Source organism: Pseudomonas fragariae (ex Marin et al. 2024) (assembly GCF_059621105.1).
In genome coordinates this window covers 5,376,983-5,403,582 of record NZ_CM184369.1, presented here as the reverse complement: position 1 = coordinate 5,403,582, position 26,600 = coordinate 5,376,983, and the positions used below count along the sequence as shown (strand labels likewise).

The window sequence follows — 26,600 nt, the reverse complement described above, 5'->3', positions numbered from 1 at the left end:
GGACTTATGTATCACGCTGAGTGCATCAGCGCCGAGGGTGTAGCATGGAATGCAGAGCGTCCAGTCATCAATCAGGTGTTCCAGATTCTTGGCGTTACCGCCTCGCGTCCCAGCAGGGCAGGGCGCAGGTATTTCCAGATTTGTATCAGCCAGGCCCGTGCGTGCAGTGCTTCGTCTGCCAGGCAGCGAGCGACCAGCAGGCCGGGCAGTTGCGTCAGATCGCCGCGTACCGGGTTGGGCATCGACAGCGAACGGCAGGCCTCGAGCAGCTCGCTGTCGACTTCGCCGGTCATCAGCAGGGTGGCGAACACCGTTCTGCCGTCCAGGCCGATGGGCGAGTCCAGCAGCCCGTCGCCACCGATAATGCGTTGTCGCTCATGCCAGAGCAATGTGCCGTCGCGACGGATATCCAGATGCGATTGAAACTGCCCGTGCTCGAACCGCTCGCCACTGGCCGGCCGGCCCAGCGCCACCACATCCCAGTAGCATAGCTTCGCATCACCGTGCAGCTCTATGCGGGTGCTCAGTTCTGCCTGGGCGTTGCTGAAGACGATGCTTTCCTGCGGCAGCCATTCCAGTGTCGCGCCGGGCTGGACGTGCAGTTCCAGTTGCTGAAAGGCCGGGCTGGCGGCGCGATACCATTTGGCCGCGCCGGGGCTGGTCAACTGTGCCCAGGCATCGGCACCCACGGTGGCCGAGATATCCAGCCGGTCTCCCCCGGCGATACCGCCCGGTGGATGTACGATGATGTGCTGGCACACCTCCGGGCCTTCGGCGTACAGATGCTTTTGCACGCGCAGCGGTCCTTTGTGGCGCCGCAGCGTCGGGCGTGTGCTGTCATCAAAACGGCCGTAACCCAATTCCAGCTCGGCGTGCCAGCTGGGGGTAAAGAGGGCGGTGTTGGCAGGCAGGTTCATGGTGTCTTCATTGGCTTGTCGAGTGTTGCACGATAACGGATTGACGCATCAAATGGTCACCAGACCACGAACGCCGTCGCTCTCCATGTTCTCGCCACGGCCCTGCTGGACGATCTCGCCCCGCGACATCACCAGGTACTGATCGGCCAGTTCCGCGGCGAAGTCGTAGAACTGCTCGACCAGCAGAATCGCCATGTCGCCACGCTCGGCGAGCTTTTTGATGACCGCGCCGATTTCCTTGATCACCGAGGGCTGAATACCCTCGGTGGGCTCGTCGAGAATCAGCAGGCGTGGACGGCTCGCCAGCGCCCGGCCTATCGCCAGTTGCTGCTGCTGACCACCGGACAGATCGCCGCCGCGGCGGTGCTTCATTTGCAGCAGCACCGGGAACAACTCGTAAATGAAGGCCGGCACTTCCTTGGCCTCGGCGCCCGGAAAACGCGACAGGCCCATCAGCAGATTTTCCTCGACCGTCAGCCGGCCGAATATTTCCCGGCCCTGCGGCACGTAAGCAATCCCGGCATGCACCCGTTGGTGTGTCTTGAGCTGGGTGATGGTCTTGCCTTCCCATTGCACCGAACCTTCCTTGGATGGCAGCAGGCCCATCAGCACACGCAGGAGCGTGGTCTTGCCCACGCCGTTGCGGCCCAGCAGGCAGGTGACCTCACCAACCTTCACATCAAACGACAGACCGCGAAGAATGTGGCTGCCGCCGTAATATTGGTGGAGCTGGCTAACAGTGAGCATGAGGGCCTCATGAGTTATAAGCTTCAAGCTTCAAGCTGCAAGTAAAGAGCAGCACGTTGTTTTTGCTTCTAGCTTGCCGCTTGCAGCTAAAAGCTTGCAGCTGGTCGCGCTAGCGCCCCAAGTAAACTTCGATCACGCGTTCGTCGGCCTGTACGTCGTTCAGCGAGCCTTCAGCCAGCACGCTGCCCTGGTGCAGCACGGTGACATGGTCGGCAATCGAGCCGACAAAACCCATGTCGTGCTCAACCACCATCAGCGAATGCTTGCCGGCCAGGCTCTTGAACAGCTCGGCGGTGAATTCGGTTTCGGCATCGGTCATGCCCGCGACGGGCTCGTCGAGCAGCAGTAATTGCGGGTCCTGAACCAGCAGCATGCCGATCTCCAGAAACTGCTTCTGGCCGTGGGACAGCAAGCCCGCAGGGCGGTGCATCGAGCTGATCAGGCGGATCGTTTCCAGCACCTCAGCGATCCGGTCCTGTTGTTCGCCGCTCAACCGCGCACGCAAACTGGCCCACACCGATTTGTCGGTCTTCTGTGCCAGTTCAAGGTTTTCGAACACGCTCAAGGCCTCGAACACCGTGGGTTTCTGGAACTTGCGGCCGATGCCGGCCTGGGCGATCTGCACTTCGGTCATCTTCGTCAGGTCCAGCGTTTCACCGAACCAGGCCTTGCCGTGGCTGGGACGGGTCTTGCCGGTGATGACGTCCATCAGCGTGGTCTTGCCCGCGCCGTTGGGGCCGATGATGCAGCGCAGTTCGCCTACGCCGATGTACAGATTCAGATCGTTCAGGGCCTTGAAGCCGTCGAAGCTGACGCTGATGTCTTCCAGCGTCAGGATCGTGCCGTGGCGAGTATTGAGGCCCTTGCCTGCGCTCTTGCCGAGCCCCACCGCATCGCGGCTGGTGCCGGCGTCGGAGTTCGGGGCCAGGATCGGTTCCAGCATGAAAGACGGGGTCGGAGTGGTTTTCATTGCTCGCTCCTTTTCTTCAGCATGCCGATCACGCCCTTGGGCAGATACAGCGTGACGATGATGAACAGCGCGCCGAGAAAGAACAGCCAGTATTCCGGGAAGGCCATGGTGAACCAGCTTTTCATGCCGTTCACCAGACCTGCGCCCAGCAGCGGGCCGATCAGCGTGCCACGGCCACCCAGGGCTACCCACACAGCGGCTTCAATGGAGTTGGTCGGTGACATTTCGCTGGGGTTGATAATGCCGACCTGCGGCACATACAAGGCGCCAGCCAGACCGCACAGCACGGCGCTCAGCACCCAGACGAACAGTTTGAAGCCGCGCGGATCGTAACCGCAGAACATCAGGCGGTTTTCCGCATCGCGCAGCGCGGTCAGCACGCGGCCGAACTTGCTCTGCGCCAGGCGCCAGCCGATGTACAGACTGGCCACCAGCAGTGCGACCGTGGCCAGAAACAGCGCGGCTCTGGTCCCTTGTGCACTGATGCTGAAGCCCAGAATGCTGCGGAAGTTGGTGAAGCCGTTGTTGCCGCCAAAGCCGGTCTCGTTGCGAAAGAACAGCAGCATGCCGGCGAAGGTCAGCGCCTGGGTCATGATCGAGAAGTACACGCCCTTGATCCGCGAGCGGAAGGCGAAGAAGCCGAAGATCAGCGCCAGCAGTCCCGGTGCCAATACCACCAGGCACATCGCCCAGAGGAAATGGTCGGTGCCCGCCCAGTACCATGGCAGCTCGGTCCACGACAGGAAGGTCATGAAGGCCGGCAACCCATCCCCAGCGGCCTGGCGCATCAGGTACATGCCCATGGCATAACCGCCCAGGGCGAAGAACAGGCCGTGGCCCAGCGACAGCAGCCCGGCGTAGCCCCAGACCAGGTCCAGCGCCAGCGCGACAATGGCGTAGCAGAGGATCTTGCCCACCAGGGTCAGGGTGTAGGCCGAGACCTGAAAGCTGTTATCGGCAGGCAGCAGCGACAGCAGCGGCAGTGCCAGCAGCACTGCAAGGATTACGCAGCCTGCGGTCAGCGTGCCTCTGGGCCCGACTTTTTGCGCGGCAGTTACTATCAATGGCTGGCTCATCAGTCGATCACCCGTCCTTTCAATGCGAAGAGGCCTTGCGGACGTTTCTGGATAAACAGAATGATCAGCGCCAGGATCAGGATCTTGCCCAACACGGCGCCGATTTGCGGTTCGAGAATCTTGTTGGCGATGCCCAGCCCGAAGGCCGCCATCACGCTACCGGCCAGTTGCCCGACACCGCCGAGCACGACCACCAGGAACGAATCGATGATGTAGCTTTGGCCAAGATCAGGGCCCACGTTGCCGATCTGGCTCAGGGCAACACCCCCCAGACCAGCGATACCTGAGCCCAGACCGAAGGCCATCATGTCGATGCGCCCGGTCGGTACGCCGCAGCAGGCGGCCATGTTGCGGTTCTGGGTGACGGCGCGCACGTTCAGGCCCAGGCGGGTCTTGTTCAGCAGCAGCCAGGTCAGCACCACCACGAACAGCGCGAACGCGATGATCACGATGCGGTTGTAAGGCAGCACCAGATTAGGCAGCACCTGGATGCCGCCAGACAGCCATTGCGGGTTGGCGACTTCGACGTTCTGCGCGCCGAAGGCCAGACGCACGGCCTGAATCAGCATCAGGCTGATGCCCCAGGTCGCCAGCAGGGTTTCCAGTGGGCGGCCATACAGATGACGAATGACCGTACGCTCCAGGGCCATGCCGATCGCGGCGGTGACAAAGAACGCCACCGGCAACGCGATCAGCGGGTAGTACTCGATGGCCCCCGGTGCGTAGCGCTGCAGCATCAGTTGCACGACGTAGGTTGAGTAGGCCCCCAGCATCAGCATCTCGCCATGGGCCATATTGATCACGCCCAGCAGGCCGAAGGTGATCGCCAGACCCAGCGCCGCCAGCAACAGGATAGAGCCCAGCGACATGCCGCTGAACGCCTGGCCGAGGATCTCACCGATCATCAGCTTGCGCTTGACCTGCGCCAGGCTGGTTTCAGCCGCCACGCGTACCGAAGCGTCGGTTTCCACGCCGGGCGCCAGCAATGATTCAAGACGGGTACGCGCCAGCGGATCACCGGTTTCGCCAAGCAGCCGCACGGCAGCCAGACGTACTGTCGGGCTGGAATCGACCATTTGCAGGTTGGCCAGCGCCAGGGTCAGTGCGCTTTTGACGCTGGAATCTGTTTCGCCGGCCACGCGTTCGGTCAGCAACTCCAGTTGTGCAGGGCGGGCGCTTTTTTGCAATTGCAGGGCGGCGGCCATGCGCAGTCGTGTATCGGCTGCCAGCAACTGGTGGCTGGCCAACGCCGTTTCAACCAGGCCGCGCAGCCGGTTGTTCAAGCGCAATTTACGCGGTTCGTCAGGCGTTGGCGCATCGGCGGCGGCTGGTGCCTGTGCATCGACGGCCACGTATTGATCGTTGTTTTCGATCCAGGCGCGCTTGCTGCTGTCGGCACCCACACGGCCATCGCGTAAGGCTTCAAGCAGCTCGACGCGTTCCGGCACAGGCTTGGCGGCCCAGGCCTCCAGCAGTTCTGCCTGTTGCGAAGAACTGGCTGCGACAAAGTCGCTGGCATCACCGGCCTGGGCAGCCAAAGGCAGCAGCAGGCTGATGGCGAGGATCAAACGGTAAAAATAAGAAGGCATATCAATATGGCCTTGGTCTGTTATGGCGTTCCACTAGACATTCGTGGCTGTTCGCCCTGACGCTGCTCGTTCCTCACGCTCTGCGTGGGAATGCCGTTCGTGACGCTCTGCGTCAACCATGCACCGAGCCGCGCGCTCAGGATCGGACGCGGAGCGTCCAGAACTGCGTTCCCACGCTGGAGCGTGGGAACGATCAGAGCAGCGTTGATCCGTCAGTTGCTCTTCGCCGGGGCGTCCGGCTTCTTGTCGTTGCCAGGGATGTACGGGCTCCATGGCTGGGCGCGGATCGGCTCTTTGGTCTGCCAGACGACGTTGAACTGACCGTCGTCCTGGATTTCGCCGATCATCACTGGCTTGTGCAAGTGATGGTTGGTCTTGTCCATGGTCAGGGTAAAGCCCGACGGCGCTGCGAACGTCTGGCCGGCCATGGCTTCACGGACCTTGTCCACGTCGGTGGATTTGGCTTTCTCGACCGCCTGCGCCCACATGTGAATGCCGACGTAGGTGGCTTCCATCGGGTCGTTGGTCACGGCCTTGTCAGCGCCTGGCAGGTTTTTCTTTTTGGCGTAGGCTTTCCAGTCAGCCACGAACTTCTTGTTGACCGGGTTTTCCACCGACTGGAAGTAGTTCCAGGCGGCCAGATGGCCTACCAATGGCTTGGTGTCGATGCCGCGCAGTTCTTCTTCGCCTACCGAGAAGGCCACAACCGGTACGTCGGTAGCGTTCAGGCCCTGGTTGGCCAGTTCCTTGTAGAACGGCACGTTGGAGTCGCCGTTGACGGTGGAGATAACGGCCGTCTTGCCACCCGCGGAGAACTTCTTGATGTTGGCCACGATGGTTTGATAATCGGAGTGACCGAACGGCGTGTAAACCTCTTCGATATCGGTATCTTTCACGCCTTTGGAATGCAGGAATGCGCGCAGAATCTTGTTGGTGGTGCGCGGGTAGACATAGTCGGTGCCAAGCAGGAAGAAGCGCTTGGCAGCGCCGCCATCTTCACTCATGACATAGTCGACGGCCGGGATAGCCTGTTGGTTAGGCGCGGCGCCGGTGTAGAAAACATTGGGCGACATTTCTTCGCCTTCGTACTGCACCGGGTAGAACAGCAGGCCGTTGAGTTCTTCGAAGACCGGCAGTACCGATTTGCGCGACACCGATGTCCAGCAGCCGAACACCACGGCGACCTTGTCCTGGGTCAGCAACTGACGGCCTTTTTCCGCGAACAGCGGCCAGTTGGACGCCGGGTCCACAACGACCGGCTCCAGCATCTTGCCGTTGACGCCGCCTTTGGCGTTGATCTCGTCGATGGTCATCAAGGCCATGTCCTTGAGCGACGTCTCGGAGATGGCCATGGTGCCGGACAACGAATGCAGAATGCCGACCTTGATGGTCTCGGCAGCCTGAACGGTCCAGGTCAGCCCCATGGCGGCGATGGATGCGGACAGGGTAAAGGCTTTGATCAGGCTGCGACGCTTCATTGACTGGCTCCCTTAGTACATTGTTTGAGGTTTGGCGGCGGTGCATTTCGTTGCTCTTTCAGGCTTTAGCAAGGTCTGGGCCAACGCAGCAACGTCGCGAAACGGAATGATTTTGTCGCGTTGAGTCGAGGAGTCGCACCAAGGTGGAACAACGTTCTGCCGTTGGTGCGTATGAAGCTCTGCGATGGTGCGAAAGGGGTGTTCAGGCTAGCGAGCGGTCAATTTCCCAGGTGTTTCAGACCCATAGCTCCTTTGCTCCGGTGTACAGGTCAAACGTCTGATCAGTGAGTTGCTCGGGAGCGTCGAACCACGCAAACAGCTGACCGTTGATTCGCGTTGTCGCTCCCAGTTGCATGCGCGTGCCCGGTGCGACGGCGACGTGATCACCGAGAAAGCCGGTAAACATGTTTTTTTTCGGTATGCCCGGGGCAAAGATGAAAAAGACCGGGTGATTTTCTGCATTGGCGTTACTGCTCACAAATCCATCCCGGCTCCACAGGAAGGCATTGGCTCGCGATATCGAGGCGGACTGCACGCCACTGTCGGTAAACACCGCACCTGCTTCGTGCTCCAGACAGGCCATCCCTTCGCTTGATACGTACGTCGAGCGAAAAGCAGTGCCATCCCATGCTTTGAGCTGATAGAACTGGCTTAGAAAGTTGCGTGTTGTGGCATTGCGCACACCGCTTCGTAACAGAGGGTTGATGTCCGTCGAGCCACCTTCCGCATAAGCCGCTATTTCGGAAAGGTTTTCGGCGTTGGACGCTGCGCCCAGGGCGAGGTAGTCGGCCTCGAACTTCAAGCGTTCGGCGCTACCTGTCTCTTCCAGGGACACAGGCCAGGCAGTGGTCAGGCTGGCCAGTTGTGATCGGGCATTACGGATGGCGGACTGACTGATGCGTGGTATCTGTTTGCCCACGGTTTTCCAGGCCCCGCTGGTGGTGCGCAAAGCGTATTCCTGCTCATGCACCAGTAGCGTTGGGTCAGTCGGGGATCGCCGATAAAGGCGCGAGTGACCAAACATATTGGTACGTCGGCTTACGAAAAAGGTCTGGCCCTCTATATCGATGGCGATGAACCGTTGGGAGTCCATAGCGACGATCAATTTGGGGTCTGCAAAGCGGGGGGCTCTGGAGTGCGACAGGAGGTAGCCGATCTGGATCTGCCCGTCGCGGCCGACCCTGCGGATCAGGTGCGGGCGTCTTACCACCTTCGAGGCATGCATTGCCGGCTTCAGGGCCAGCGCCAGGCGGCCAATGAAAGCGGTAGCAAGATAGCCTACGGCGCTCAGAAATTCCTCGGCTGCACCTTCGAGGTCGCCTTCGTCGAGTTTCGAGAAGGCGCTCCAGGTCTTGTACAGGCCCACGCCCAGTGCGACAGGCATCATGATCGGGTCAGGCAAAAACAGAATTCCGATGTTGGCGATCAGATCGAAGGTTCGGCCTGATCGCCCCATGCCGTTGGCCAGACTCATTTGCCGTTTGGCTTCGCTGATCAACTGATTGATCCTGGTCTCGTGGATTTCCACATAAAGGTCTTTGCTTTGGCTGACAAATACCACCGGGTGCAGCAGCCTCGCCGGGATCGGTATCAGCGACAGTTGGGTAAAAACCTCTGGTATGCGCCAGTGCTTGGCCTGCTTTTCGTATTGCATGGCACGCAACGTTTCCAGGCGTCTGGAAACCGGTATTTGCTCAATCAGATACTGCTGGAATGGCGCTTTTTCCAAAAAACCGGTGGTCAGGTGATACATGCTGTTGAACCAGCGGAAGACGACGCCGTCGGCAGCATCCAGCGTGCACAGCACCAGTGGCCCCCGCTCGAATTTGTCGGCTGGAGCAATCAGCATGACATTGGTCATCATGAATTGATTGACGCTGAAAAACCGGACCTCGATGGCTTCCCCTTTGATGGTCCGACGCCCTTGCGGTGCCGGCGAATCAAGCACTGCCTCGATCCACTCAAGACCGGCCGGTGCAAAAGCCTGCTGTTCGATCTCCAGCAGGGCCGTCTTCATCCGGGCTTCCAGCATGGCTTTCTGCAACTGCTTGAGTTGTCGCGCATACGCCGATGTCTTCAGATTGAGATCGAGGTAGTCGCTAAGGTGCTGAGGGTTCTCTATGGCTGTGATCAGCCCCTTTATAGTGGCCATGTCCAGTTTATGGATGACGGCGCCTGCCTCATCGACAGCCTTGATCAGCACTGCATCTGCGGCCCTGGCACGGTGGGCATGGGTATGCGCCAGTTGCCAGAGCGAAATGTTTTCAGTTTCGGTTGTCGGCAGCACAGGTGCGCCGGGGATCTCCAGCACTTCGGTGCCAAGCCTGTAATTAATTGAAACGGTAATCTGCTGCGCGGCTATTTCGACAGATGCCTGTTTCAATACTTCATCCAGCTGCTTGTCGATATAGCGCGTGAGATAGGTACGGCTATCATTGTCCGGCGGGTCGAAGTTAGCCTTGCTGACTTGGCGGATGCTGACAACCGACTCACCAAACTGTTGTGCCTGCGCAAGCCATTCCTCGCGTTGCGACGCCTGCATGGTTTTCCACCAGTCAGGCATCTGGCTCTGAACCAGGTCGTTATCGAGCCTGTCCAGGCGCCAATGGTTGTCAAAGTAAAACTCTGGCTTCAGCAAATGCGTTATCGATTGCTCGAAACAAACCTCGTCCATCCGTTGAGCACGAGCAAGCTGTACGGCCTGAGCGAACATTGATTGCTGTCGGGCGATCTGGCGGGTGTGCAACAGGCTCAGAAAATTGCCTTCCAGCAAGGTGTACTGCCATTGCAGCGCGATGAAACCGGAGGCGGCCTGGCTTGCCTGTTCAGCCGCAGGCTCAATCCCCAGGCGTCGCCTGTAGTCAGGCTCTGTTGCGCGTTGAGCAAGGCGCTCATTCATGTGTGTCAGGGATGCAAATGCCTCCAGCCCGTCATAAGGAGTGAACAGCAGGACGTCCTCAAGCTCCTCTTCGTCAAGCTTTAACAGCGGTTCTTTACGAAGACGTCGAGCGATGGCAAACGCACCGGAGATCGCAATTGCAGGGCCATCACCGATACGGGTCGAGAGGCTGAAAATGCTGTGGGGTTGAATCTGCGCGATGTTTCCGGCCGGGCGTGTGGCACATGGCCCCAGTGCTGCCGATAGCAGACTGTAGTGCCCGGTCGCCATTTTTCCCGAGGCGATCAGCACCGCGCATTCGGATTTCAGACACTCGATCTGCTCGGCCAGATACCGGTTGCTCCGGGTTTCACCGTCCGGCGTTGCGATGGCCCAATAGTCTGCAAGTTTCTGGCTATAGAATTGCTCCAGCTGCTGGCTGACCCGAGTGTAGAAATCCACGATAGCCGCTCGACCCAGCGGCTGGATGGCCGGTGTCTGCGAAGTGGACGACGGGGTCGGGTAAAGACCCTGCACATCATTGTCGGTCCAGTTCAAAAGGCCGGTGAAATGCTCGACCAAGCTGGAGATCAACGGAACGCTGTGTATGTTGGCGCCGTCGTCCGCTGCGACCTTGCTGTCGCGGTAGGTCAGCCATGTGGTCTCGACATCCAGGTCGGGTTTGAGCGGGTGCAGCAGGCTACGGGCGAGCTCTTGCGTCGTCTTGCTGAAACCGGGTGGATAGCTATCGCTGGCAAGCGAGGCGGGTAGAGGTGGGGGTGATGTCGTGAGCGGTAAGTTCATGGTGCCGATTCGTCTGCATGATGGATGATCCGCTCGAGGCAATGGCCTGGCGGTTCATGTCATGTAGTCACGGTCGGTGCTGCGGGGATATCAGCCAGCGATGGTCGATGGCTGCGGCATCGGCTATTCGGTGGGTAGGACGTGTAGGGGGAGCAAGAGCAATTCAAGGCAGGGCGAGGCCTGAAACCGGGTATGAGGAGGAATTCATCACAACGCCACTCAGTGGTTTCAGGCCCCGCAGGGAGCAATCTAAGCTGTTGTCGCCTGTTTGGCAAAGCGCGAAAGCACTATTCGATCAAGCACCCAGACAATGAGCATCGAAATGCCCACCAGAGGGAACACTGCGCCCAGGGCAATCATCACCACTGTCGCTGTTTTCCAGCGTGGCAGGTCGTGGCGCAAGGGCGGTACACCGAGCCCGCGCTGAGGTCGACGTTTCCACCAGATCACCAGGCCGCTGACCGAACTGAGCAACACCATCAGGCAAACCAGCAAGATAAGCAGCTGGTTGATCCAGCCGAAAAACTTGCCCTCATGCAGCATGACGCCCAACTCGGTAGCCTTGGACACCGTGCTGTAATCGACGTAGCGCACATCGGCCAGCACCTTGCCGGTGTATTGGTCGATGTGCAGCGTCGCATCATCACGGGGGTCGTCGGCGAACACCGACACGGTAAACACGCCGTCAGCTGTCTTGGGCTGGGTGATGCTGTAGCCCGGCACGATGTCTCTGGCCCGCGCGATGTCGACCACCTTCTGCAAGGACACTGTTGGCGCTGCCGGTGCGCTGGACATGTGCATGTGGTCCATGTGCTCGGCGTGTTCGCCGGTCGAAACCGGCATCGGTGTGTTCTCCATTGCCCACGGCACGGTCTGCACGCTGGCATTGTTCAGCTCGCCAGCCTGCCTGTCGGACTTGGGGACGTCGGTCCACATGGCGGCCGGGAAGGTGTTCCACACCGCCGCGTATTGCTTGCCCCACAGACCGGTCCAGGTCATGCCGCTCAACAGCATGAACAGCAACAGCAAAGCGCCCCAGAAGCCGGTAACCGCGTGCAGATCACGCCACAGCACGCGCCCTTTGGCCGTCAGGCGCGGCCAGAAAACCCCAGCCGCCGAGCGACCGCGTGGCCACCATAGATAAAGGCCGGAAATCACCAGCACAACGCCCCAGCCTGCCGCCAGCTCGACAAGCCGGTCGCCCAGCGTGCCGATCATCAGCTCGCCGTGCAGTGCGCGGGCAACCGCCTGCAGGTTCTTTGTGGCGTCCTGGGTGCCAAGAATGTCGCCGCGATAGGGGTCGATGAAGACATTCAGCTCCCGTCCCTGCTCGCTGACGACAAACTGCGCACTGCCCTCGGTGCTGGTCGGCGGGAAATACTTGCCGACCGTGGCGTGTGGATAAGTACTCAGCACGCGCTGTTGCAACACGTCGGCAGTCAGGCGGTGCTCGGCCGGCGCGACGTTCAGCAGATCGCTGTACATCAGGTTATCCAGTTGCGGCTTGAACAGGTAAATGATGCCGGTCAGCGACAACAGGATCATGAACGGCGCGACGAACAGTCCCGCGTAGAAATGCCATCGCCAGGCAAGGTTGTAAAAAGAGACATCAGGTTTGGACACGTCAAACGCTCCCCAATAGGGACAACACAGCACGAACGGCGCGCAGCAGTGAGCCGCGCGCCCTCGTGAAATCTTTTTTTCGGCTTATGCGGTGATGAGCGCTGGTGGTGCCCGGCTTCGAGCATTGGGGAAGATGGCGTTGCGGGCATGCCCCGGCAAGGGCAGCAGGGCGAAAAAGTCAGCGGGTCCGGGTGGCGGGGCGGCGACCAGTTGAAGGACATGGGGCAATGCCGGGCAACTGAACAGCAGTGTGCAATAGCCACATTTTGCCCACAGCGCGTGATCGCTCATGCCTGCGTCGGCAGGCATCGCATGCTCGCTGCCATGCTGGGCGTGACCATCGGCCGGCATGTCCATGCCGGCTGGCATGGACATCGACATGCCGGCGTGATGATCCATCGGCATCGACTGGGAAACCAGTGGACCGATAAAGATCATCAACATGGCAAACAGACTCAGCCAGGCTCCCCGGTTATTACGAGGGGCTGATCTGTCGCGACGGCATGCGCTGCTCACTCGGGAAGGCTACTCAGTGCTGGTGCTCCGAAGCCTGCTTTTGTACCACGACCTGCACCTCGATATCCCCCGCCTTTTCGAAATGCAGGGTCATCGGGAAGCGCTGGCCGACCACCAGCTTCGAACGGTCCTTGATGTCCAGCAGCATCACGTGCCAGGCCATGGGTGCGAAAACCACCTTCGCGCCAGGCGGTATGTCGACCGCCTGCACGTGCTGCATCTTCATCAGCCCGTCGGCGTGTACATGCTCATGCAACTGCGCCTGTCCGGCGATGGGCGTGTCGACGCCGATCAAGCGGTCGGCGCTGTCACCCTTGTTCTCGAGGGTGAAATAGGCCGCCACGGTTGGTGCATTGGGCGGCAGCTCCATTGACCACGGATGGCCGATCAGCAATGGCCCTGCCTTGTACTCATGGGCGTGGACGAGGCAGGCTGGCAGCAGCAGTGCGGCCAGCAGCAGTGCTTGTTTGAGCATGGGGGATTCTCCGGGGGATTCGATGAAGGAGTGAAAGGTAGCTCAACTGGAAGTCCGAAACACTTGGGCAAACCTTTGAGCGCCGCTGAGTGAGCCCGTTTCGTAGAGTCGTTCCCCGGCACGCAGCCATAAGGTGATGAGGATGAATCAGAGATCACAATCACATCGTTTACGCTTGGGGCGATTCTCCGGTACCGGCCAGATTTATTTGGTCACCGCAAAAACATTCCAGAGAACTCCTGTCTTTTCCGATTGGCGCATGGGGCGTCTGTTGGTGGATGAGCTTCGACACGTTCAGGCGCAGCAACTGGCCGATTCATTAGCCTGGGTTGTAATGCCCGACCACATTCACTGGCTACTGCAGTTGAATAGCCACTCATTATCCAGCGTTGTACAGCGCGTTAAATCGAAAAGCGCGATCGCCATCAACAGAGCCAGAGGCTGCAGTGGACCTTTTTGGCAAAGCGGATTCCACGACGTCAGCATCCGCACTGAAGAAAGCCTTTTGGATTTTGCCCGTTATATCGTTGCCAATCCTGTTCGAGCCAACCTGGTCAAAAGCGTACGCGATTATCCCTTATGGGACGCAATTTGGCTGTGAAAAACCGGCCTCTTCGTGAGCAAGCTCACTCCCACAGGTCCAGAGTTTTTTCGAGGAATGTGGATAACTCCCACAGGGCTGGTGTGTTTCAAGTCATGTAGATGTTCATGCGGCATCGCTGACCTTGTGGGAGCGAGCTTGCTCGCGAAGGCGGATTAGCAGATCAACAGATTTTCAGCGACTGCCCCGGCCTCTTCGTGAGCAAGCTCACTCCCACAGGTCCGGGGTGTTTTCAAGCCCTGTGGATCACTCCGCAGGTCGGGGGTGTTTTCGAGCCACGTAAATGTTCTGCAGCAGCGCTGATCTTGTGGGAGCTTGCTCGCGAAGGCGTAGTAACGGATATATAGATTTTCAGCGACTGCACCTGCCCCTTCGTGAGCAAGCTCACTCCCACAGGTCCGGCGTGTTTTCAAGCCCTGTGGATCACTCCCGCAGGTCGGTGGTGTTTTCGAGCCACGTAGATGTTCTGCAGCAGCGCTGATCTTGTGGGAGCGAGCTTGCTCGCGAAGGCGTAGTCACGGATATATAGATTTTCAGCGACTGCCCCGGCCTCTTCGTGAGCAAGCTCACTCCCACAGGGCCGGGGTGTTTCAAGCCCTGTGGATCACTCCCGCAGGTCGGTGGTGTTTTCGAGCCACGTAGATGTTCTGCAGCAGCGCTGATCTTTTGGGAGCGAGCTTGCTCGCGAAGGCGTAGTCACGGATATATAGATTTTCAGCGACTGCCCCGGCCTCTTCGTGAGCAAGCTCACTCCCACAGGTCCAGAGTTTTTTCGAGGAATGTGGATAACTCCCACAGGGCTGGTGTGTTTCAAGTCATGTAGATGTTCATGCGGCATCGCTGACCTTGTGGGAGCGAGCTTGCTCACGAAGGCGTAGTCACGGATATATAGATTTTCAGCGACTGCCCCGGCCTCTTCGTGAGCAAGCTCACTCCCACAGGTCCGGCGTGTTTTCAAGCCCTGTGGATCACTCCCGCAGGTCGGGGGTGTTTTCGAGCCACGTAAATGTTCTGCAGCAGCGTTGATCTTGTGGGAGCTTGCTCGCGAAGGCGGATTAGCAGATCAACAGATTTTCAGCGACTGCACCGGCCTTTTCATGAGCAAGCTCACTCCCACAGGTCCGGCGTGTTTTCAAGCCCTGTGGGTCACTCCCGCAGGTCGGTGGTGTTTTCGAGCCACGTAAATGTTCTGCAGCAGCGCTGATCTTGTGGGAGCGAGCTTGCTCGCGAAGGCGTAGTCACGGATATATAGATTTTCAGCGACTGCCCCGGCCTCTTCGTGAGCAAGCTCACTCCCACAGGTCCGGCGTGTTTTCAAGCCCTGTGGATCACTCCCGCAGGGCTGGGGTGTTTCAAGTCATGTAGATGTTCATGCGGCAGCGCTGATCTTGTGGGAGCGAGCTTGCTCGCGAAGGCGTAGTCACGGATATATAGATTTTCAGCGACTGCCCCGGCCTCTTCGTGAGCAAGCTCACTCCCACAGGGGCGGGGTGTTTTCAGAATTTTCATGAGGACTGACGGCTCATTGACTCCAGCCCCAAGGCCTCCAGCACCTCATCCACGCCCCAGAACAGCCGGTCGACGTCAGGCAACTGCGGGCGTTTGAGGATCAGGACGGGCAGGCCGCGTTCGCGGGCGACATCCAGTTTGGGTTCGGTGGAGCTGCTGCCGCTGTTTTTGCTGATCAGTACGTCGATGCGGCGCTGTTCGAACAACTGGCGTTCGTCTTCCAGCATGAAGGGGCCGCGTGCGCCGATCACTTCGCAGCGTTCGTTGCCGGGGTAGTCGTCCAGTGCCCGGAGTGTCCAGAACTGGTGCGGGGGGATTTCGTTCAGGTGCTGCAAGGGCTCACGACCCAGCGTGAACAGCGGGCGCTTGAAGGGGAGCAAGGCAGAGGCCAGTTCTGACCAGTCAGCCACTTCACGCCAGTCATCCCCCGGACCTGCCTGCCACGCGGTGCGGCGCAAGGCCCAGCAGGGAATGCCCGCCAGCCTGGCCGCACGCGCTGCGTTGTGGCTGATCTGCGCGGCGTAGGGATGGGTTGCGTCCAGCAGCAGGTCGACGCCCTGTTCGCCCATGTACTGCGCCATGCCCTCGGCGCCGCCATAACCGCCGACCTTCAATTGGCAGGCCAGATCCGACGGCACCCGGCCCACGCCCGCCAGGCTGTAGATGTGCTCAGGCCCGAGCCTTCGCGCAATGGCCAGCGCCTCGGTAATGCCGCCCAGCAGCAGGATACGTTTCATGTCGCTTCTCTCTGTGAGTCAACGCCAGCCTGACCCACCAGCCCGCCTTGACGATCAATTGCGAAAACCTCCACCTGAACGCTCGCAGGCACGATGCTGCGCGCGAAATTCAGCGCGTGGCGACACACTTCGTCACCCAGTGGCACACCCGCCGCAGCACTCATCGCCAGCGCTTGCTGACTGGTGTTGGCTGCAAGGATCTGCTGTTGCAGACCTGCATCCGCGCCGACATCCGCAGCCCAGTGCGCCAGCTGTGGCAGGTCGATGCTGGAATGGCGGCTGTGCAGGTCCATATGGCCGGCGGCCAGCTTGCTGATCTTGCCGAAGCCGCCGCACACGCTCAACTTATCCACAGACACCTTGCGCAAGTGCTTGAGCACGGCACCGACGAAGTCGCCCATCTCGATCAGGGCGATATCGGGGATTTTGTACACGCGGCGCATGGTGTCTTCGCTGGCATTGCCGGTGCAGGCGGCGATATGCCGATAGCCGTTGGTGGTAGCAACATCGATACCTTGGTGGATCGAGGCGATATAAGCCGCGCAGGAGAACGGCCGGACAATCCCGCTGGTGCCGAGAATCGACAGTCCGCCGAGAATGCCCAGGCGCGGGTTCATGGTCTTGAGCGCCAGCGCCTCGCCGCCCTCGACGCCGATCGTGACTTCGAATCCGCCGCTGTAGCCTTGTTCTTCGGCCAACTGCAGCAAATGCTCGGTCATCATGCGCCGGGGTACCGGGTTGATGGCCGGCTCACCCACTGCCAGCACTAGCCCGGGGCGGGTCACGGTGCCGACACCTGCGCCCGCCACGAAGCGTACGCCCGCTGCCGCTTGCAGCCTGACGCGGGCAAACACCAGCGCGCCGTGGGTGACATCCGGATCGTCGCCGGCATCCTTGAGGGTGGCGGCTTCCGCGAAGTTATCCACAAGCCGGCAGAACTCCAGACGCATCTGCACCTGCTTACCCTTGGGCAGGACGATGTCCACCGCATCGCTGACTTGCCCGCAGAGCAACAACCGCGCCGCCGCGAGGCTGGTCGCGGTCGCACAGCTGCCAGTGGTCAGGCCACTGCGTAGTGGCGCAGGCTGTTCGGCGGTTTCTTCGCGCATCAGGGTTTGACTACGTCCAGCAGGGTGATCGGCAACGCCTGACGCCACGTGTCGAATTCGCCAAGGGGCTGCGCGTGGGCGACGTGGATACGGGTCAGTTCGCCGCCATGCCGTTCGCGCCAGGCCATCAAGGCCGTTTCGCTTTGCAGGGTGACCGCATTGGCGACCAGTCGGCCACCCGGACGCAGTTGTTCCCAGCAGGTTTCCAGCACGCCGATACGCGTCACGCCACCGCCGATGAAAATCGCATCCGGGCGCTCCAGACCGCTCAATGCCTGAGGCGCACTGCCCCGCACCAGTTGCAGGCCGGGCACGCCGAGTGCGTCGCGGTTGAATTCGATCAGTTGCTGGCGGCCTTCGTCGGCTTCGATGGCCATCGCCCGACAGGTCGGGTGCGCGCGCATCCATTCGATGCCGATGGAGCCGCAGCCCGCGCCGACATCCCACAACAGTTCGCCCGGCAGCGGTGCAAGGCGGGCGAGGGTGATGGCGCGTACGTCGCGCTTGGTGAGCTGGCCGTCATGTTCGAAGGCGCTGTCCGGCAGACCTGAAACGGGGCTCAGACGGATGGCGCTGGCATCGGCGCGACAATCGATGGCAACCAGGTTCAGCGCGGCGATCTCGGGGTTGCCCCACTCGCTGGCCAGCCCTTCGACGCGCCGTTCGGCTTCGCCACCCAGATGCTCCAGGACGGTCATGCGGCTTGGACCAAAGCCGCGCTCGCGCAACAAACCGGCAATCACGGCGGGGCTGCTGCCGTCGTTGCTCAACACCAGCAGACGCATGCCATGGTGGAAGTGCGCGTTCAGCGCGGCCACCGGCCGGGCAACCACCGACAGGGTGACGACGTCCTGCAGGGGCCAGCCGAGGCGGGCGGCGGCCAGAGAATAAGAGGAGGGCGCAGGCAGAATACGCATTTCGTCAATGCTGACCACGCGTGCAAGACTGGCGCCGACGCCGAACATCATCGGGTCGCCACTGGCCAGCACGCAGATCTCGGCACCGCGCTGCTCGAGCACAGGGTTCAACGAGAAAGGGCTGGGCCACGCACGTCGCTCGGCGCGAATGCACGGCGGCAGCAACGCCAGTTGGCGCGGGCCGCCGAACACCTGATCAGCATGCAGCAGCGCGTGTCTGGCGTTCTTGCCGAGCCCCTTGTAACCGTCTTCTCCGATTCCCACGACTGTCAGCCACGGCGACATGTACCTACCTCAATCCGAACTTCCGACAGAGCGCCTTTTCATGCCTGCGGACAAAGCAGGCATAATACCGCGCCCGACGGGGTACAAGTGCTCTAATCAACGTCCGTTTCCAGCCAGTTCACATCGGGTGACCCATTGAACGAGCAGCAGTCCGCTCGCACATCCTCTGCAACGCTACGCCCCTCGGCCTGTCCGGGGTTGCTGCGTATCGTCCCGGCACTGGACGGCGGGATCTGCCGGATCAAGCTGGCGGGCGGGGTGATCAGCAGTGTGCAGGCCATGGCCGTTGCCGAGGCCGCGCGCACTTATGCACAGGGCATTATCGAAGCCACCAACCGCGCCAACCTGCAGATTCGCGGCATTGGTGCCGATCATGACGGGTTGATCGGCGCCTTGATGGCGGCAGGGCTCGGCCCCGCCAACCCGGCCAGCGACGATGTGCGCAACCTGATGCTCAGCCCGACGGCCGGGCTGGACCCGCAGATGCTCTTCGATGCCCGGCCGCTGGCGGCGCAGATTCTCGACGCGCTGGAACATCACCCGCGTTTTCATGAGCTGTCCCCCAAGTTCGCCTTGTCGCTGGATGCTGGTGAAGCGCTGGTCATGCTCGAACACCCGCACGACGTGTGGCTGTCGGCGCTGAAACGCGACGACGAAGTGCTGCTGGCGTTCGGCCTGGCCGGCTGCCCGGCCCATGACCGACCGCTGGCCGCTGTCCCTCTAGCCGAAGGGAAGATGCTGGTTGTCGCACTGCTGGAGCTGTTTCTCGACCTGGCCCGTCCCGAGCACACCCGGATGCGGCACCTGCTGACCGAGGTATCGACCGCCGATCTGCTGCGTGAGCTGTCGACCCGGTCCGCCTGCACAGTGCGGACCGATAAGGCGATCACCGATTGGCAGCGTCCGGCCATTCAAGGCACTCGGCATATCGGTGTTTATCCACAGGCCCAGCCGAATCAGGTGGCGGTGGGCGCTGCAGTACCGTTGGGGCGTCTCGATGCGGCGATGCTTTGCAGCGTGGCGCAACTGGCTGCGGATCAGGGCGACGGCACGCTGCGCCTGACGCCCTGGCAAAGCCTGTTGCTGCCCAACGTGCCGGTCGAGCGCGCGGCAGCGGTGCTGGACGAGTTGCAGGCATCCGGCTTCGCAGGTTCTGCCGAGCAACCGCTGGCGCAGATGCTCGCCTGTACCGGTTCTGCCGGATGCGCCAAGGGGCTGGCCGACACCAAGGCCGACGCCCTGCAACTGGCTGCGGCACTTGATACCGGCCAGGCTATTCACTTGAGCGGCTGCACGCGTTCCTGCGCCGCCGCCCACGTAGCGCCAGTGACCTTGCTGGCTGTCGCGCCGGGCCGTTACGATCTTTATTTTCGCGATGCAGCGCATGCCGGTTTCGGCGTGCTGCGCGCGCGCAACCTTACTATTGAAGCAGTCGGCGCGCAGTTGAACGCCGGCTCACGGAGCAACATGCATGATTGATTACATCCGCGATGGTCAGGAGATATATCGCAACTCTTTCTCGATCATTCGCGCCGAAGCGCGTCTTGACACGATCCCTGCCGACCTGGAAAAACTCGCCGTGCGCGTGATCCATGCCTGCGGGATGGTCGAAGTCATCGAAGACCTGCGCTTCTCGCCGGGTGCCGGTACCGCCGGGCGCAACGCTCTGGCCGCCGGAGCGCCGATCCTGTGTGATGCGCGCATGGTCTCCGAAGGCATCACCCGCACCCGGCTGCCCGCCAATAACCCGATCATCTGCACCCTGCATGATGAAGGCGTGCGGGAAATGGCTCTGGAGTTGGGCAATACGCGTTCTGCGGTGGCGCTTGAGCTGTGGCGTCCGCACCTGGAAGGCAGCGTAGTGGTCATCGGCAACGCGCCGACCGCGCTGTTCTATCTGTTGGAAATGCTCGATGCCGGTGCGCCCAAACCTGCACTGATTCTCGGCTTTCCGGTCGGCTTTGTCGGCGCCGCCGAGTCCAAGGCGATGCTCGCCGCCGATAGCCGCGGCGTGCCGTTCGTGATCATGCAGGGCCGTCGTGGCGGCAGCGCCATGGCCGTGGCCGCTGTCAACGCACTGGCCACGGAGATCGAATGATGCAGGCACGCGGTCGATTGATTGGCCTGGGCGTCGGTCCTGGCGATCCGGAGCTGATCACCGTCAAGGCCCTGCGCCTGCTGCGCGAGTCGCCGGTGGTGGCGTATTTCGTGGCCAAGGGCAAAAAGGGCAACGCCTTCGGCATCATCGAAGCGCATCTGCAGGACGTTCAGACCCTGATGCCGCTGGTCTACCCGGTCACCACCGAGGCATTGCCGGCGACACTGTCCTACGAAAAGCTCATCAGCGACTTCTACGACGAATCCAGCCGGCACATCGCCGCACACCTGGACGCCGGACGCGACGTGGCGGTGATCTGCGAAGGCGATCCGTTTTTCTATGGCTCCTACATGTACCTGCACGATCGTCTGGCCGAGCACTACGACGCTGAAGTGATTCCGGGCGTGTGCTCGATGCTTGGCGGTGCTTCGGTGCTGGGCGCACCGCTGGTGTATCGCAATCAGAGCCTGTCGGTGCTGTCCGGTGTGCTGCCCCACGATGACCTGAAACGCAAGCTGGCCGATGCCGACGCGGCGGTGATCATGAAACTGGGGCGCAACTTCCACAAGGTCCGCGAGGTGCTGACCGAACTGGGGATGGCCGGGCGCGCGCTGTATGTCGAGCGCGCCACGATGAGCAACCAGAAAATCGTCCCGCTGGATCAGGTCGACCCGATGTCTTCGCCGTATTTTTCGCTGATTATCGTCCCGGGCGACAGGTGGCAAGGCTGATGACCTCCATGACTCCGGCCATCGTCATTCTCGGCAATGGCAGCCTTGCTACCGCGCGGCGTATTCAACAACTGTTTCCCGATGCGCTGATTCATGGCCTGGCCGAGCGCGTGCAGGGGGCCGACCGCACTTACAGCGACTTCGGCGCGACGCTGCGCCAGTTGTATCAACAGAACACGCCGATCATCGCCCTTTGCGCAGCCGGTATCGTTATCCGCACCCTGGCCGCCGTGCTGCTGGAGAAGGGCGCCGAACCGCCGGTGCTCGCCGTGGCCGAAGACGGCAGCGCGGTGGTGCCGCTGCTTGGCGGTCTGGGCGGGGTGAATGTCCTGGCGCGCAGCATCGCCAGCGGGCTTGGCGTTGCGCCGGCGATCACCACCAGCGGCGAGCTGCGTTTCGGCACCTGCCTGCTCAACCCGCCAAGCGGCTATGCACTGGGCGATCTGGAGCTGGGCAAGCGTTTCGTTTCCGACCTGCTGTCCGGCGAACCCGTGCGCATCGAGGGTGAAGCCCCCTGGCTGGCTCAGGCGCAACTGCCCGAAGATCCACAGGCGGCGCTGGCCATTCATGTCGGCAGTGCCCTGCGCGATCCTTCGCCCCATGAATTGCTGATCTACCCACGTAACGTGCTGGTGGCGGTGACTGAGCTCACCGACGAACTGGCTGAGCACGTGCGCTCGGCCCTGCGTGAGGCTCGTATCGCCGGGCAGTCTCTGGCGTGCCTGTTGGCTGCCGAGGAGCAGATGGCCAATCCGCACCTGCACAAGGCTGCCGCCGAGCTGGACGTTGCGGTGCGATTTGTCAGTGCCGCGCCGGCCAGCGAGATGGCCCTCAATGCAGTCCCTCAGCTGTTGCCACCGCTCTGCGTCGATGCCCACACAGCGATCGCTGTCGCAGCGCATCCGCTGGATGTGCCGAGCATCGGCCGCGGGCGTGGCCGACTCGCAGTCATTGGCCTGGGTCCTGGCGCAGCAGACCTGATGGTGCCTGCGGTCAAGGCCGAACTGGCACGTGCCAATGATGTGCTGGGCTATGAAACCTACGTGCGCATGGCGGGGCCGTTTCGCGCTGATCAGGTACTGCACTGCACTGACAATCGTGAAGAAATGCAGCGTGCCCGACATGCCTTCGAACTGGCTGCTCAAGGCCGCTCGGTGGTCGTGGTGTCGTCCGGTGATCCGGGGGTTTTCGCCATGGCTTCAGCGGTGCTTGAAGCGTTGCATGCGTCGGATAATCCTCACTGGCATGCGGTCGAGCTGGAAATTCTGCCCGGTGTCTCGGCCTCTCTGGCCACCGCAGCCCAGGCCGGTGCGCCGTTGGGGCATGATTTCTGTGTGCTGTCGCTGTCCGACAACCTCAAGCCCTGGGACATCATCGAAAAGCGTCTGGACCTTGCCTGCCAGGCCGATCTGGCGCTGGCGTTCTACAACCCGATATCCCGCTCCCGGCCCTGGCAACTGGGGCGTGCGCTGGAGATTGTCCGCCAGCATCGCATCCCTGAAACCCCCGTGACGCTGGGGCGCGATATCGGCCGTCCCGGGCAGACATTGAGGGTTATCACGCTGGGCGAATTGACCCCGGAACAGGTGGACATGCGCACCATGGTGTTGATCGGCTCTTCCCTGACGTGCACCTTTCCTCGCCACGAAGGCGGCAACTGGGTCTATACGCCGCGTTGGTACGGCAACAAGCCTACAGCGTGACCGCGCCCGCGTGTCATACCTGCAGCTCTCTATCGCGGGAAAGTGCTGAAGTGTCGATGTCACTTCAAGCCTGTGGGCCTGTGTATCGGCTCACAGGCCTGAGCGAATCGGCGCTCTCCAACCTGCGTCGGCCGTAGTCCGATTCCAGAAACCTCCCGGGAATGTTCGCTCACCTGCGGTATACCGGGAGGCAGGCGGCGGGTCGAATTTTGTTCTGCGTATCGAGCGCAACCGCCAGGTGCCTGGAAGCCATCAGAGGACAACCGGAAAGCGCCGAAAAAACGGCCTGAGTTATTTCGTTAGTCTCGATTCAGTCCATCAGGACTCATGAATTAAAGGACTAATGAAATGACACAGGAAAAAACCATGAACAGCACTGACAACCTCGATTACATCGCCGCCTGCGAGCTGGCTGAATGCCCTCCTTTGTTGGCCGCCTATGCGGCCGCAGCAACCCCCGGGTTACTTGAGGCACGTGACGTCACTGACGCAAACTCCGGCAATGAAGGCGCGGTGGTCGCAGGCAGTCTGCTGGCATTTGCCAGCGGTATCTCGGCGCAGAGCAAGCAGGACGTTATGAATTCCTTTCTGTTCGCCACCCTCGTGGCCAACAAGGCGTTCAGCTCTGAAACCCAGGGCGATCAGTGGTATGACAAATTCAACGAAGTGCTCTCGAAGGTGGGCTGGCTTTCCACCCAGTGGAGCTATGCGCGCTATCGTGCTACCCAGCAGCGTTTCACCATGGACGAAGTCGGTCTGGAAATCCTCGGTTCGGCCATTACAGCTGCCGCGTTGCCCGGACCTGCATCGCTGCTGATGCTCAAGGTGGCTGCAGATGCCATCGCCGCGTTGAAAGCCAAAAAAGAACCCCTGCGCCTGTTCGAGAACCAGACCAAGTCACACCGTGGCGGCAGCTTCCGTATCGCCTCCTGTATCGAATCCGAGGACAACATTGTGAGTCTGGCTATGGCAGCAGTCAGTTTTCAGGCTGACAGCGACGTCACCAACGTGCTGTTCTGGGAGTGGCAGGACACCAGTGTCCAGACCTGGAAAGGCGAGGACAGCCTGTTGCTCAACACGGCTCTGTATGCGCGCCATCGCGACCTGATCCAGCAACGGCTGGATGATAACGCCAGTCGTGCGATCGCAGAGTTCGACATCTGATCGGAGTGTTGGCGGAGGTACGTGCTACCTCCGCTTCCGGGATAAAAGGAATTTTCCCATGAAGCAGGAATTGGATGCCGTAGTCGTCAATGCGGGTTGTTTGATGTTTTTCCCCGAGCCGCAGCCGGTCTCCCTGAAAAACGATGTGCTGGACTCGATGCTGTACGTGCAGTTGGCCGCATCGAAGCAACACTCAAAGTTTGCCGAACCCGAAAAATGGAATGAAACCCGTCTCGCCGCAGCGCAGCGTTTCGGCTGGTTGCCGAGTGCCAACGAACATGTCAGCCAGCCTTTGCCGGCAGAGTCTGCCGAAACGGTATGGAGTTGCATGGCGCGCGCGCTTGCACCCTTCGTGTCAGCCGACACTCTGCTGCAGGCAGAGTCGTTCATGCGCAGGGTGGGCAATCAGTCCGTCGGCAGCGAAGCGCTTGATCTGCTGCGCAGTCAGAGCGTACAGAGCGGTTTGAATCACGCAGGAAGATTGCAGGTCAGCGTGGTTCTGCAAATGGCGTTCGTCGACACCCGGCAGAACCTGAAGCTGGCGCAGTTTCAGTTCGCCACGCGTCAGCCGTTGCCATCCGCTTTTCTTTTCGAGGTCATCGAGCCAAAGAATATCTACGGCAACATCGCTGTGACCGTCTATGCGATGCAACTGTTCGAACAGGTCTATTCACAGTTTCGCGATGGCATCGATACCGCGCTGTCGAGCAAGCGCGCTGGTCTGATCATGTCGCTTGGGGGCAGTCCTGATGTCTGATCCGAATGAAGCCCTGTTGACCGGTGCCAGCCTGCTGTCCTTCGCCGACAATGTCGAACCTGATTTGCGCCAGGACATAATCGATTGTCTGCACCATGCCAAACTGGTCGCAGATGATCGCCATTCTTTCAGGGGAAACTGGCGTGCATGGCTGGATGTTTACCAGCGCTCGATTGCCGCCACGGGCGGTTCGCATGGCGCCGGGATCAACGATGCGCGTTTGAAGATTCACAGTTTCAGTGACATTGGCAGCTTGCAGCTTCCAGTGTTCGATAATGCTGGCGAGCTTCGCCAGCTATATCGCAGTTCGCTCGACAGGCTACTGAGCAGTGATCATGCGAAGACGTTTTTCAGCAGTTGGTTTACGTCCGGACGTTCTGAAAGCTTTCAACTCATACCGTGTTCAATGCACAGCGAAGACGAGGTAACGATCCTGTTGTGCAGCCTGCAGATGACGACCATAGCGTTGAGACCCGCGCTTTATTTTTGGCAGGTTCTTGGCGGAGAAATGCAGGTGCATGTCGTTGGTACTGCATTCCGCTTCAGTCGCCAGAGCTTCGAGCCTTTTCGCCAGGTTGTGCAGGACACCCTGGCTGATCGTGCCGCAGCCGAAATCATCAGTCTTTAGCAATCTGGACAAGCCCATGGAAGGAAGTAACGCAAATGAGTGCAGACACAGGCAATGCGGCCTATCTGGGCACTATCCCCAGTATGGTGGCGTTCCTGCCCGGGCTTGCGAGCGAGGAGCGCACGGATATTCAGAACGTGCTTCTGGACGCCCAGTTGTTCGCAGACAGGCAGTTTGATTTCAAGGCCCAATGGGGCAGCTGGATGCATTACTACCGCAGCCGCCTCAAGGCGCGCGGTATACAGCAAAAGGGTGTGGTCCTGGGTGACTCACTGGTGGTGAGCAGTGCCGACGATTTGTTGGACGCGACGTTCAAGGTCAGCCATCCTGCGGACCGCAAACGTCTTGGCGGCCTGGTGCAGCGCGCTGTCGCAGCGTTGGGAGTGAATCAGGCAGCAGAGTCGTACTTTCAAAACGGCTTCGATCAGGGACGTCTGGGCAGTTTTCAGGTCGTGCCCTGCGAAAAGTATGAACCTGATCGAGTCCTTCTGTTGTTGTGCAGTCTGCATCTCAGCGTGGACGAGTATGCGGCAGGTAGCCGACGGCTGCTGTTTCACTTCAAAGGTGGCAGTTACACGTTTGACAGTAAGGCGTATGCAGCACACCGTGACGAGGTGATGGATTATCTGGACGGCAGGGCGCAGGGGCTGGTGCGCGCTGCAAGTATCTGAATCCGGTCAGGGCAGCAGGTAGCCCCGGATGCCGGTGAAGATGATTTGCGCGGCCAGCGCACAGACGAACAACCCCATCAAGCGGCTGACAATCTGCAAACCCTGATCGCCGAGGATTCGTTCGATACGGTTGGAGAGGTAAAGCACGACGCCTACGGTCAGGCTGGCCAGCGCAATACTCAGGATGGCGGTGAGTTTGTCGTCCCAGTGGGGCTGACTGACGCCCATGACCAGCAGCGCACCGATCGTGCCGGGGCCGACGGTAAGCGGGATGGTCAAAGGAACGATGGTCACATCCTGCTGGATATTGTCGGTCTGCACCGCCGACTTGCCCTGGGCCATGCCCAGTGCCGATATGAACAGCACGCTGCCGGCACCAATCCGGAACGCATCCACGGTGATGCCGAATACATCGAAAATCACGCGTCCGAACAGATAGAGCAATACGCTGGAAACCAGTGTCGCCAGTGCCACCTTCCAGGCCAGGCGTCGCTGTTCCTTGCGCGAGTGACCACGCGTGAGGCTGATGAAGCAGGAAAGAACGAAAAACGGGCTGTAAAGCACCAGCATTTTCAGATAGACGCTGAACAACACGTGAAGCATGGCTTCGACTCACA

The 26,600-nt window shown here is 60.6% G+C and carries 23 protein-coding genes; 9 read left to right on the top strand and 14 right to left on the bottom strand.

The features are described from left to right. Positions 1–71: 71 nt before the first annotated feature. The 10 genes from AC54XV_RS23305 to AC54XV_RS23260 form a co-directional block, all read right to left on the bottom strand. Positions 72–917, bottom strand: a complete 846-nt coding sequence (locus tag AC54XV_RS23305; RefSeq protein WP_003400270.1) for an urease accessory protein UreD — start codon at positions 915–917, stop codon at positions 72–74. A gap of 48 nt (positions 918–965) precedes the next feature. Next, positions 966–1,664: an urea ABC transporter ATP-binding subunit UrtE gene (urtE, locus tag AC54XV_RS23300; protein ID WP_011269029.1), complete on the bottom strand. Its 699-nt coding sequence runs from the start codon at positions 1,662–1,664 to the stop codon at positions 966–968. Positions 1,665–1,773: 109 nt separating this feature from the next. Beyond that, the gene (urtD, locus tag AC54XV_RS23295) at positions 1,774–2,634 is read right to left on the bottom strand and encodes an urea ABC transporter ATP-binding protein UrtD (RefSeq protein ID WP_024651864.1); all 861 of its coding nucleotides are present in this window, start codon (positions 2,632–2,634) and stop codon (positions 1,774–1,776) included. After that, positions 2,631–3,710, bottom strand: coding sequence for an urea ABC transporter permease subunit UrtC (gene urtC, locus AC54XV_RS23290; RefSeq protein ID WP_011269027.1), 1,080 nt, complete (start codon positions 3,708–3,710; stop codon positions 2,631–2,633). Before urtC ends, urtD begins: the two co-directional genes overlap by 4 nt. Further along, positions 3,710–5,299 (bottom strand): urea ABC transporter permease subunit UrtB, encoded by a 1,590-nt coding sequence (urtB, locus tag AC54XV_RS23285; RefSeq protein ID WP_060400119.1) that lies wholly within the window; start codon positions 5,297–5,299, stop codon positions 3,710–3,712. The genes urtC and urtB overlap by 1 nt, the downstream gene beginning before the upstream one ends. 212 nt (positions 5,300–5,511) lie before the next feature. Next, on the bottom strand, positions 5,512–6,777 hold the full coding sequence (gene urtA / locus AC54XV_RS23280; protein WP_011269025.1) for an urea ABC transporter substrate-binding protein: 1,266 nt from the start codon (positions 6,775–6,777) through the stop codon (positions 5,512–5,514). Between the two features lie 235 nt (positions 6,778–7,012). Then, positions 7,013–10,459, bottom strand: coding sequence for a dermonecrotic toxin domain-containing protein (locus AC54XV_RS23275; protein ID WP_496717235.1), 3,447 nt, complete (start codon positions 10,457–10,459; stop codon positions 7,013–7,015). A 249-nt stretch (positions 10,460–10,708) separates the two neighbouring features. Continuing rightward, complete coding sequence (locus AC54XV_RS23270; RefSeq protein WP_054092622.1) at positions 10,709–12,082, bottom strand: PepSY-associated TM helix domain-containing protein; 1,374 nt, start codon at positions 12,080–12,082, stop codon at positions 10,709–10,711. 84 nt (positions 12,083–12,166) lie between these two features. Next, positions 12,167–12,541, bottom strand: coding sequence for a DUF2946 domain-containing protein (locus tag AC54XV_RS23265; protein ID WP_218961543.1), 375 nt, complete (start codon positions 12,539–12,541; stop codon positions 12,167–12,169). 70 nt (positions 12,542–12,611) lie between these two features. Beyond that, a complete protein-coding gene (locus AC54XV_RS23260) occupies positions 12,612–13,073 on the bottom strand; it encodes a copper chaperone PCu(A)C (RefSeq protein WP_058399220.1) in 462 nt (153 codons plus the stop codon). A 142-nt stretch (positions 13,074–13,215) separates the two neighbouring features. Between AC54XV_RS23260 and AC54XV_RS23255 the strand changes: the two genes are divergently transcribed. Then, the gene (locus AC54XV_RS23255) at positions 13,216–13,674 is read left to right on the top strand and encodes an REP-associated tyrosine transposase (protein ID WP_003400255.1); all 459 of its coding nucleotides are present in this window, start codon (positions 13,216–13,218) and stop codon (positions 13,672–13,674) included. Positions 13,675–15,179: 1,505 nt separating this feature from the next. Here AC54XV_RS23255 and AC54XV_RS23250 read toward each other — a convergent pair. From AC54XV_RS23250 to AC54XV_RS23240, 3 genes are read right to left on the bottom strand one after another with little or no spacing between them, the layout of a single operon-like run. Beyond that, the gene (locus AC54XV_RS23250; protein ID WP_011269019.1) at positions 15,180–15,920 is read right to left on the bottom strand and encodes a cobalt-precorrin-6A reductase; all 741 of its coding nucleotides are present in this window, start codon (positions 15,918–15,920) and stop codon (positions 15,180–15,182) included. Continuing rightward, complete coding sequence (locus tag AC54XV_RS23245; protein ID WP_057456752.1) at positions 15,917–17,029, bottom strand: cobalt-precorrin-5B (C(1))-methyltransferase; 1,113 nt, start codon at positions 17,027–17,029, stop codon at positions 15,917–15,919. The genes AC54XV_RS23250 and AC54XV_RS23245 overlap by 4 nt, the downstream gene beginning before the upstream one ends. Further along, the gene (locus AC54XV_RS23240) at positions 17,029–18,231 is read right to left on the bottom strand and encodes a bifunctional cobalt-precorrin-7 (C(5))-methyltransferase/cobalt-precorrin-6B (C(15))-methyltransferase (protein WP_003399675.1); all 1,203 of its coding nucleotides are present in this window, start codon (positions 18,229–18,231) and stop codon (positions 17,029–17,031) included. Before AC54XV_RS23240 ends, AC54XV_RS23245 begins: the two co-directional genes overlap by 1 nt. A 135-nt stretch (positions 18,232–18,366) precedes the next feature. On the opposite strand from AC54XV_RS23240, the gene cobG reads away from it, so the two are divergent. From cobG to AC54XV_RS23200, 8 genes are all read left to right on the top strand, one after another. After that, positions 18,367–19,710, top strand: a complete 1,344-nt coding sequence (cobG, locus tag AC54XV_RS23235; RefSeq protein WP_116830141.1) for a precorrin-3B synthase — start codon at positions 18,367–18,369, stop codon at positions 19,708–19,710. Then, the gene (locus AC54XV_RS23230; RefSeq protein WP_003368856.1) at positions 19,703–20,329 is read left to right on the top strand and encodes a precorrin-8X methylmutase; all 627 of its coding nucleotides are present in this window, start codon (positions 19,703–19,705) and stop codon (positions 20,327–20,329) included. The genes cobG and AC54XV_RS23230 overlap by 8 nt, the downstream gene beginning before the upstream one ends. After that, positions 20,329–21,060: a precorrin-2 C(20)-methyltransferase gene (locus AC54XV_RS23225; RefSeq protein WP_003399679.1), complete on the top strand. Its 732-nt coding sequence runs from the start codon at positions 20,329–20,331 to the stop codon at positions 21,058–21,060. The genes AC54XV_RS23230 and AC54XV_RS23225 overlap by 1 nt, the downstream gene beginning before the upstream one ends. Then, positions 21,060–22,763, top strand: a complete 1,704-nt coding sequence (gene cobJ / locus AC54XV_RS23220; protein ID WP_103754482.1) for a precorrin-3B C(17)-methyltransferase — start codon at positions 21,060–21,062, stop codon at positions 22,761–22,763. Before AC54XV_RS23225 ends, cobJ begins: the two co-directional genes overlap by 1 nt. 348 nt (positions 22,764–23,111) lie before the next feature. After that, a complete protein-coding gene (locus AC54XV_RS23215; protein ID WP_011269013.1) occupies positions 23,112–23,927 on the top strand; it encodes a hypothetical protein in 816 nt (271 codons plus the stop codon). Positions 23,928–23,985: 58 nt separating this feature from the next. Continuing rightward, positions 23,986–24,684: a hypothetical protein gene (locus tag AC54XV_RS23210; RefSeq protein WP_011269012.1), complete on the top strand. Its 699-nt coding sequence runs from the start codon at positions 23,986–23,988 to the stop codon at positions 24,682–24,684. Then, entirely contained in the window at positions 24,677–25,312 is a 636-nt protein-coding gene (locus AC54XV_RS23205; protein WP_011269011.1) for a hypothetical protein, read from the top strand. Before AC54XV_RS23210 ends, AC54XV_RS23205 begins: the two co-directional genes overlap by 8 nt. 35 nt (positions 25,313–25,347) lie before the next feature. Beyond that, the gene (locus AC54XV_RS23200; RefSeq protein WP_024652315.1) at positions 25,348–25,983 is read left to right on the top strand and encodes a hypothetical protein; all 636 of its coding nucleotides are present in this window, start codon (positions 25,348–25,350) and stop codon (positions 25,981–25,983) included. Between the two features lie 6 nt (positions 25,984–25,989). On the opposite strand, the gene AC54XV_RS23195 is transcribed toward AC54XV_RS23200, so the two are convergent. Continuing rightward, complete coding sequence (locus tag AC54XV_RS23195; protein ID WP_003313945.1) at positions 25,990–26,586, bottom strand: MarC family protein; 597 nt, start codon at positions 26,584–26,586, stop codon at positions 25,990–25,992. Positions 26,587–26,600: the final 14 nt, after the last annotated feature.

Excerpts from the sequence above, each read along its gene's own strand:
- AC54XV_RS23305 (WP_003400270.1), bottom strand. The coding sequence starts at position 917 with ATGAACCTGCCTGCCAACACCGCCCTCTTTACCCCCAGCTGGCACGCC.
- urtE (WP_011269029.1), bottom strand. The coding sequence starts at position 1,664 with ATGCTCACTGTTAGCCAGCTCCACCAATATTACGGCGGCAGCCACATT.
- urtD (WP_024651864.1), bottom strand. The coding sequence starts at position 2,634 with ATGAAAACCACTCCGACCCCGTCTTTCATGCTGGAACCGATCCTGGCC.
- urtC (WP_011269027.1), bottom strand. The coding sequence starts at position 3,710 with ATGAGCCAGCCATTGATAGTAACTGCCGCGCAAAAAGTCGGGCCCAGA.
- urtB (WP_060400119.1), bottom strand. The coding sequence starts at position 5,299 with ATGCCTTCTTATTTTTACCGTTTGATCCTCGCCATCAGCCTGCTGCTG.
- urtA (WP_011269025.1), bottom strand. The coding sequence starts at position 6,777 with ATGAAGCGTCGCAGCCTGATCAAAGCCTTTACCCTGTCCGCATCCATC.
- AC54XV_RS23275 (WP_496717235.1), bottom strand. The coding sequence starts at position 10,459 with ATGAACTTACCGCTCACGACATCACCCCCACCTCTACCCGCCTCGCTT.
- AC54XV_RS23260 (WP_058399220.1), bottom strand. The coding sequence starts at position 13,073 with ATGCTCAAACAAGCACTGCTGCTGGCCGCACTGCTGCTGCCAGCCTGC.
- AC54XV_RS23255 (WP_003400255.1), top strand. The coding sequence starts at position 13,216 with ATGAATCAGAGATCACAATCACATCGTTTACGCTTGGGGCGATTCTCC.
- AC54XV_RS23250 (WP_011269019.1), bottom strand. The coding sequence starts at position 15,920 with ATGAAACGTATCCTGCTGCTGGGCGGCATTACCGAGGCGCTGGCCATT.
- AC54XV_RS23245 (WP_057456752.1), bottom strand. The coding sequence starts at position 17,029 with ATGCGCGAAGAAACCGCCGAACAGCCTGCGCCACTACGCAGTGGCCTG.
- AC54XV_RS23240 (WP_003399675.1), bottom strand. The coding sequence starts at position 18,231 with ATGTCGCCGTGGCTGACAGTCGTGGGAATCGGAGAAGACGGTTACAAG.
- AC54XV_RS23230 (WP_003368856.1), top strand. The coding sequence starts at position 19,703 with ATGATTGATTACATCCGCGATGGTCAGGAGATATATCGCAACTCTTTC.
- AC54XV_RS23225 (WP_003399679.1), top strand. The coding sequence starts at position 20,329 with ATGCAGGCACGCGGTCGATTGATTGGCCTGGGCGTCGGTCCTGGCGAT.
- cobJ (WP_103754482.1), top strand. The coding sequence starts at position 21,060 with ATGACCTCCATGACTCCGGCCATCGTCATTCTCGGCAATGGCAGCCTT.
- AC54XV_RS23215 (WP_011269013.1), top strand. The coding sequence starts at position 23,112 with ATGACACAGGAAAAAACCATGAACAGCACTGACAACCTCGATTACATC.
- AC54XV_RS23210 (WP_011269012.1), top strand. The coding sequence starts at position 23,986 with ATGAAGCAGGAATTGGATGCCGTAGTCGTCAATGCGGGTTGTTTGATG.
- AC54XV_RS23205 (WP_011269011.1), top strand. The coding sequence starts at position 24,677 with ATGTCTGATCCGAATGAAGCCCTGTTGACCGGTGCCAGCCTGCTGTCC.
- AC54XV_RS23200 (WP_024652315.1), top strand. The coding sequence starts at position 25,348 with ATGAGTGCAGACACAGGCAATGCGGCCTATCTGGGCACTATCCCCAGT.
- AC54XV_RS23195 (WP_003313945.1), bottom strand. The coding sequence starts at position 26,586 with ATGCTTCACGTGTTGTTCAGCGTCTATCTGAAAATGCTGGTGCTTTAC.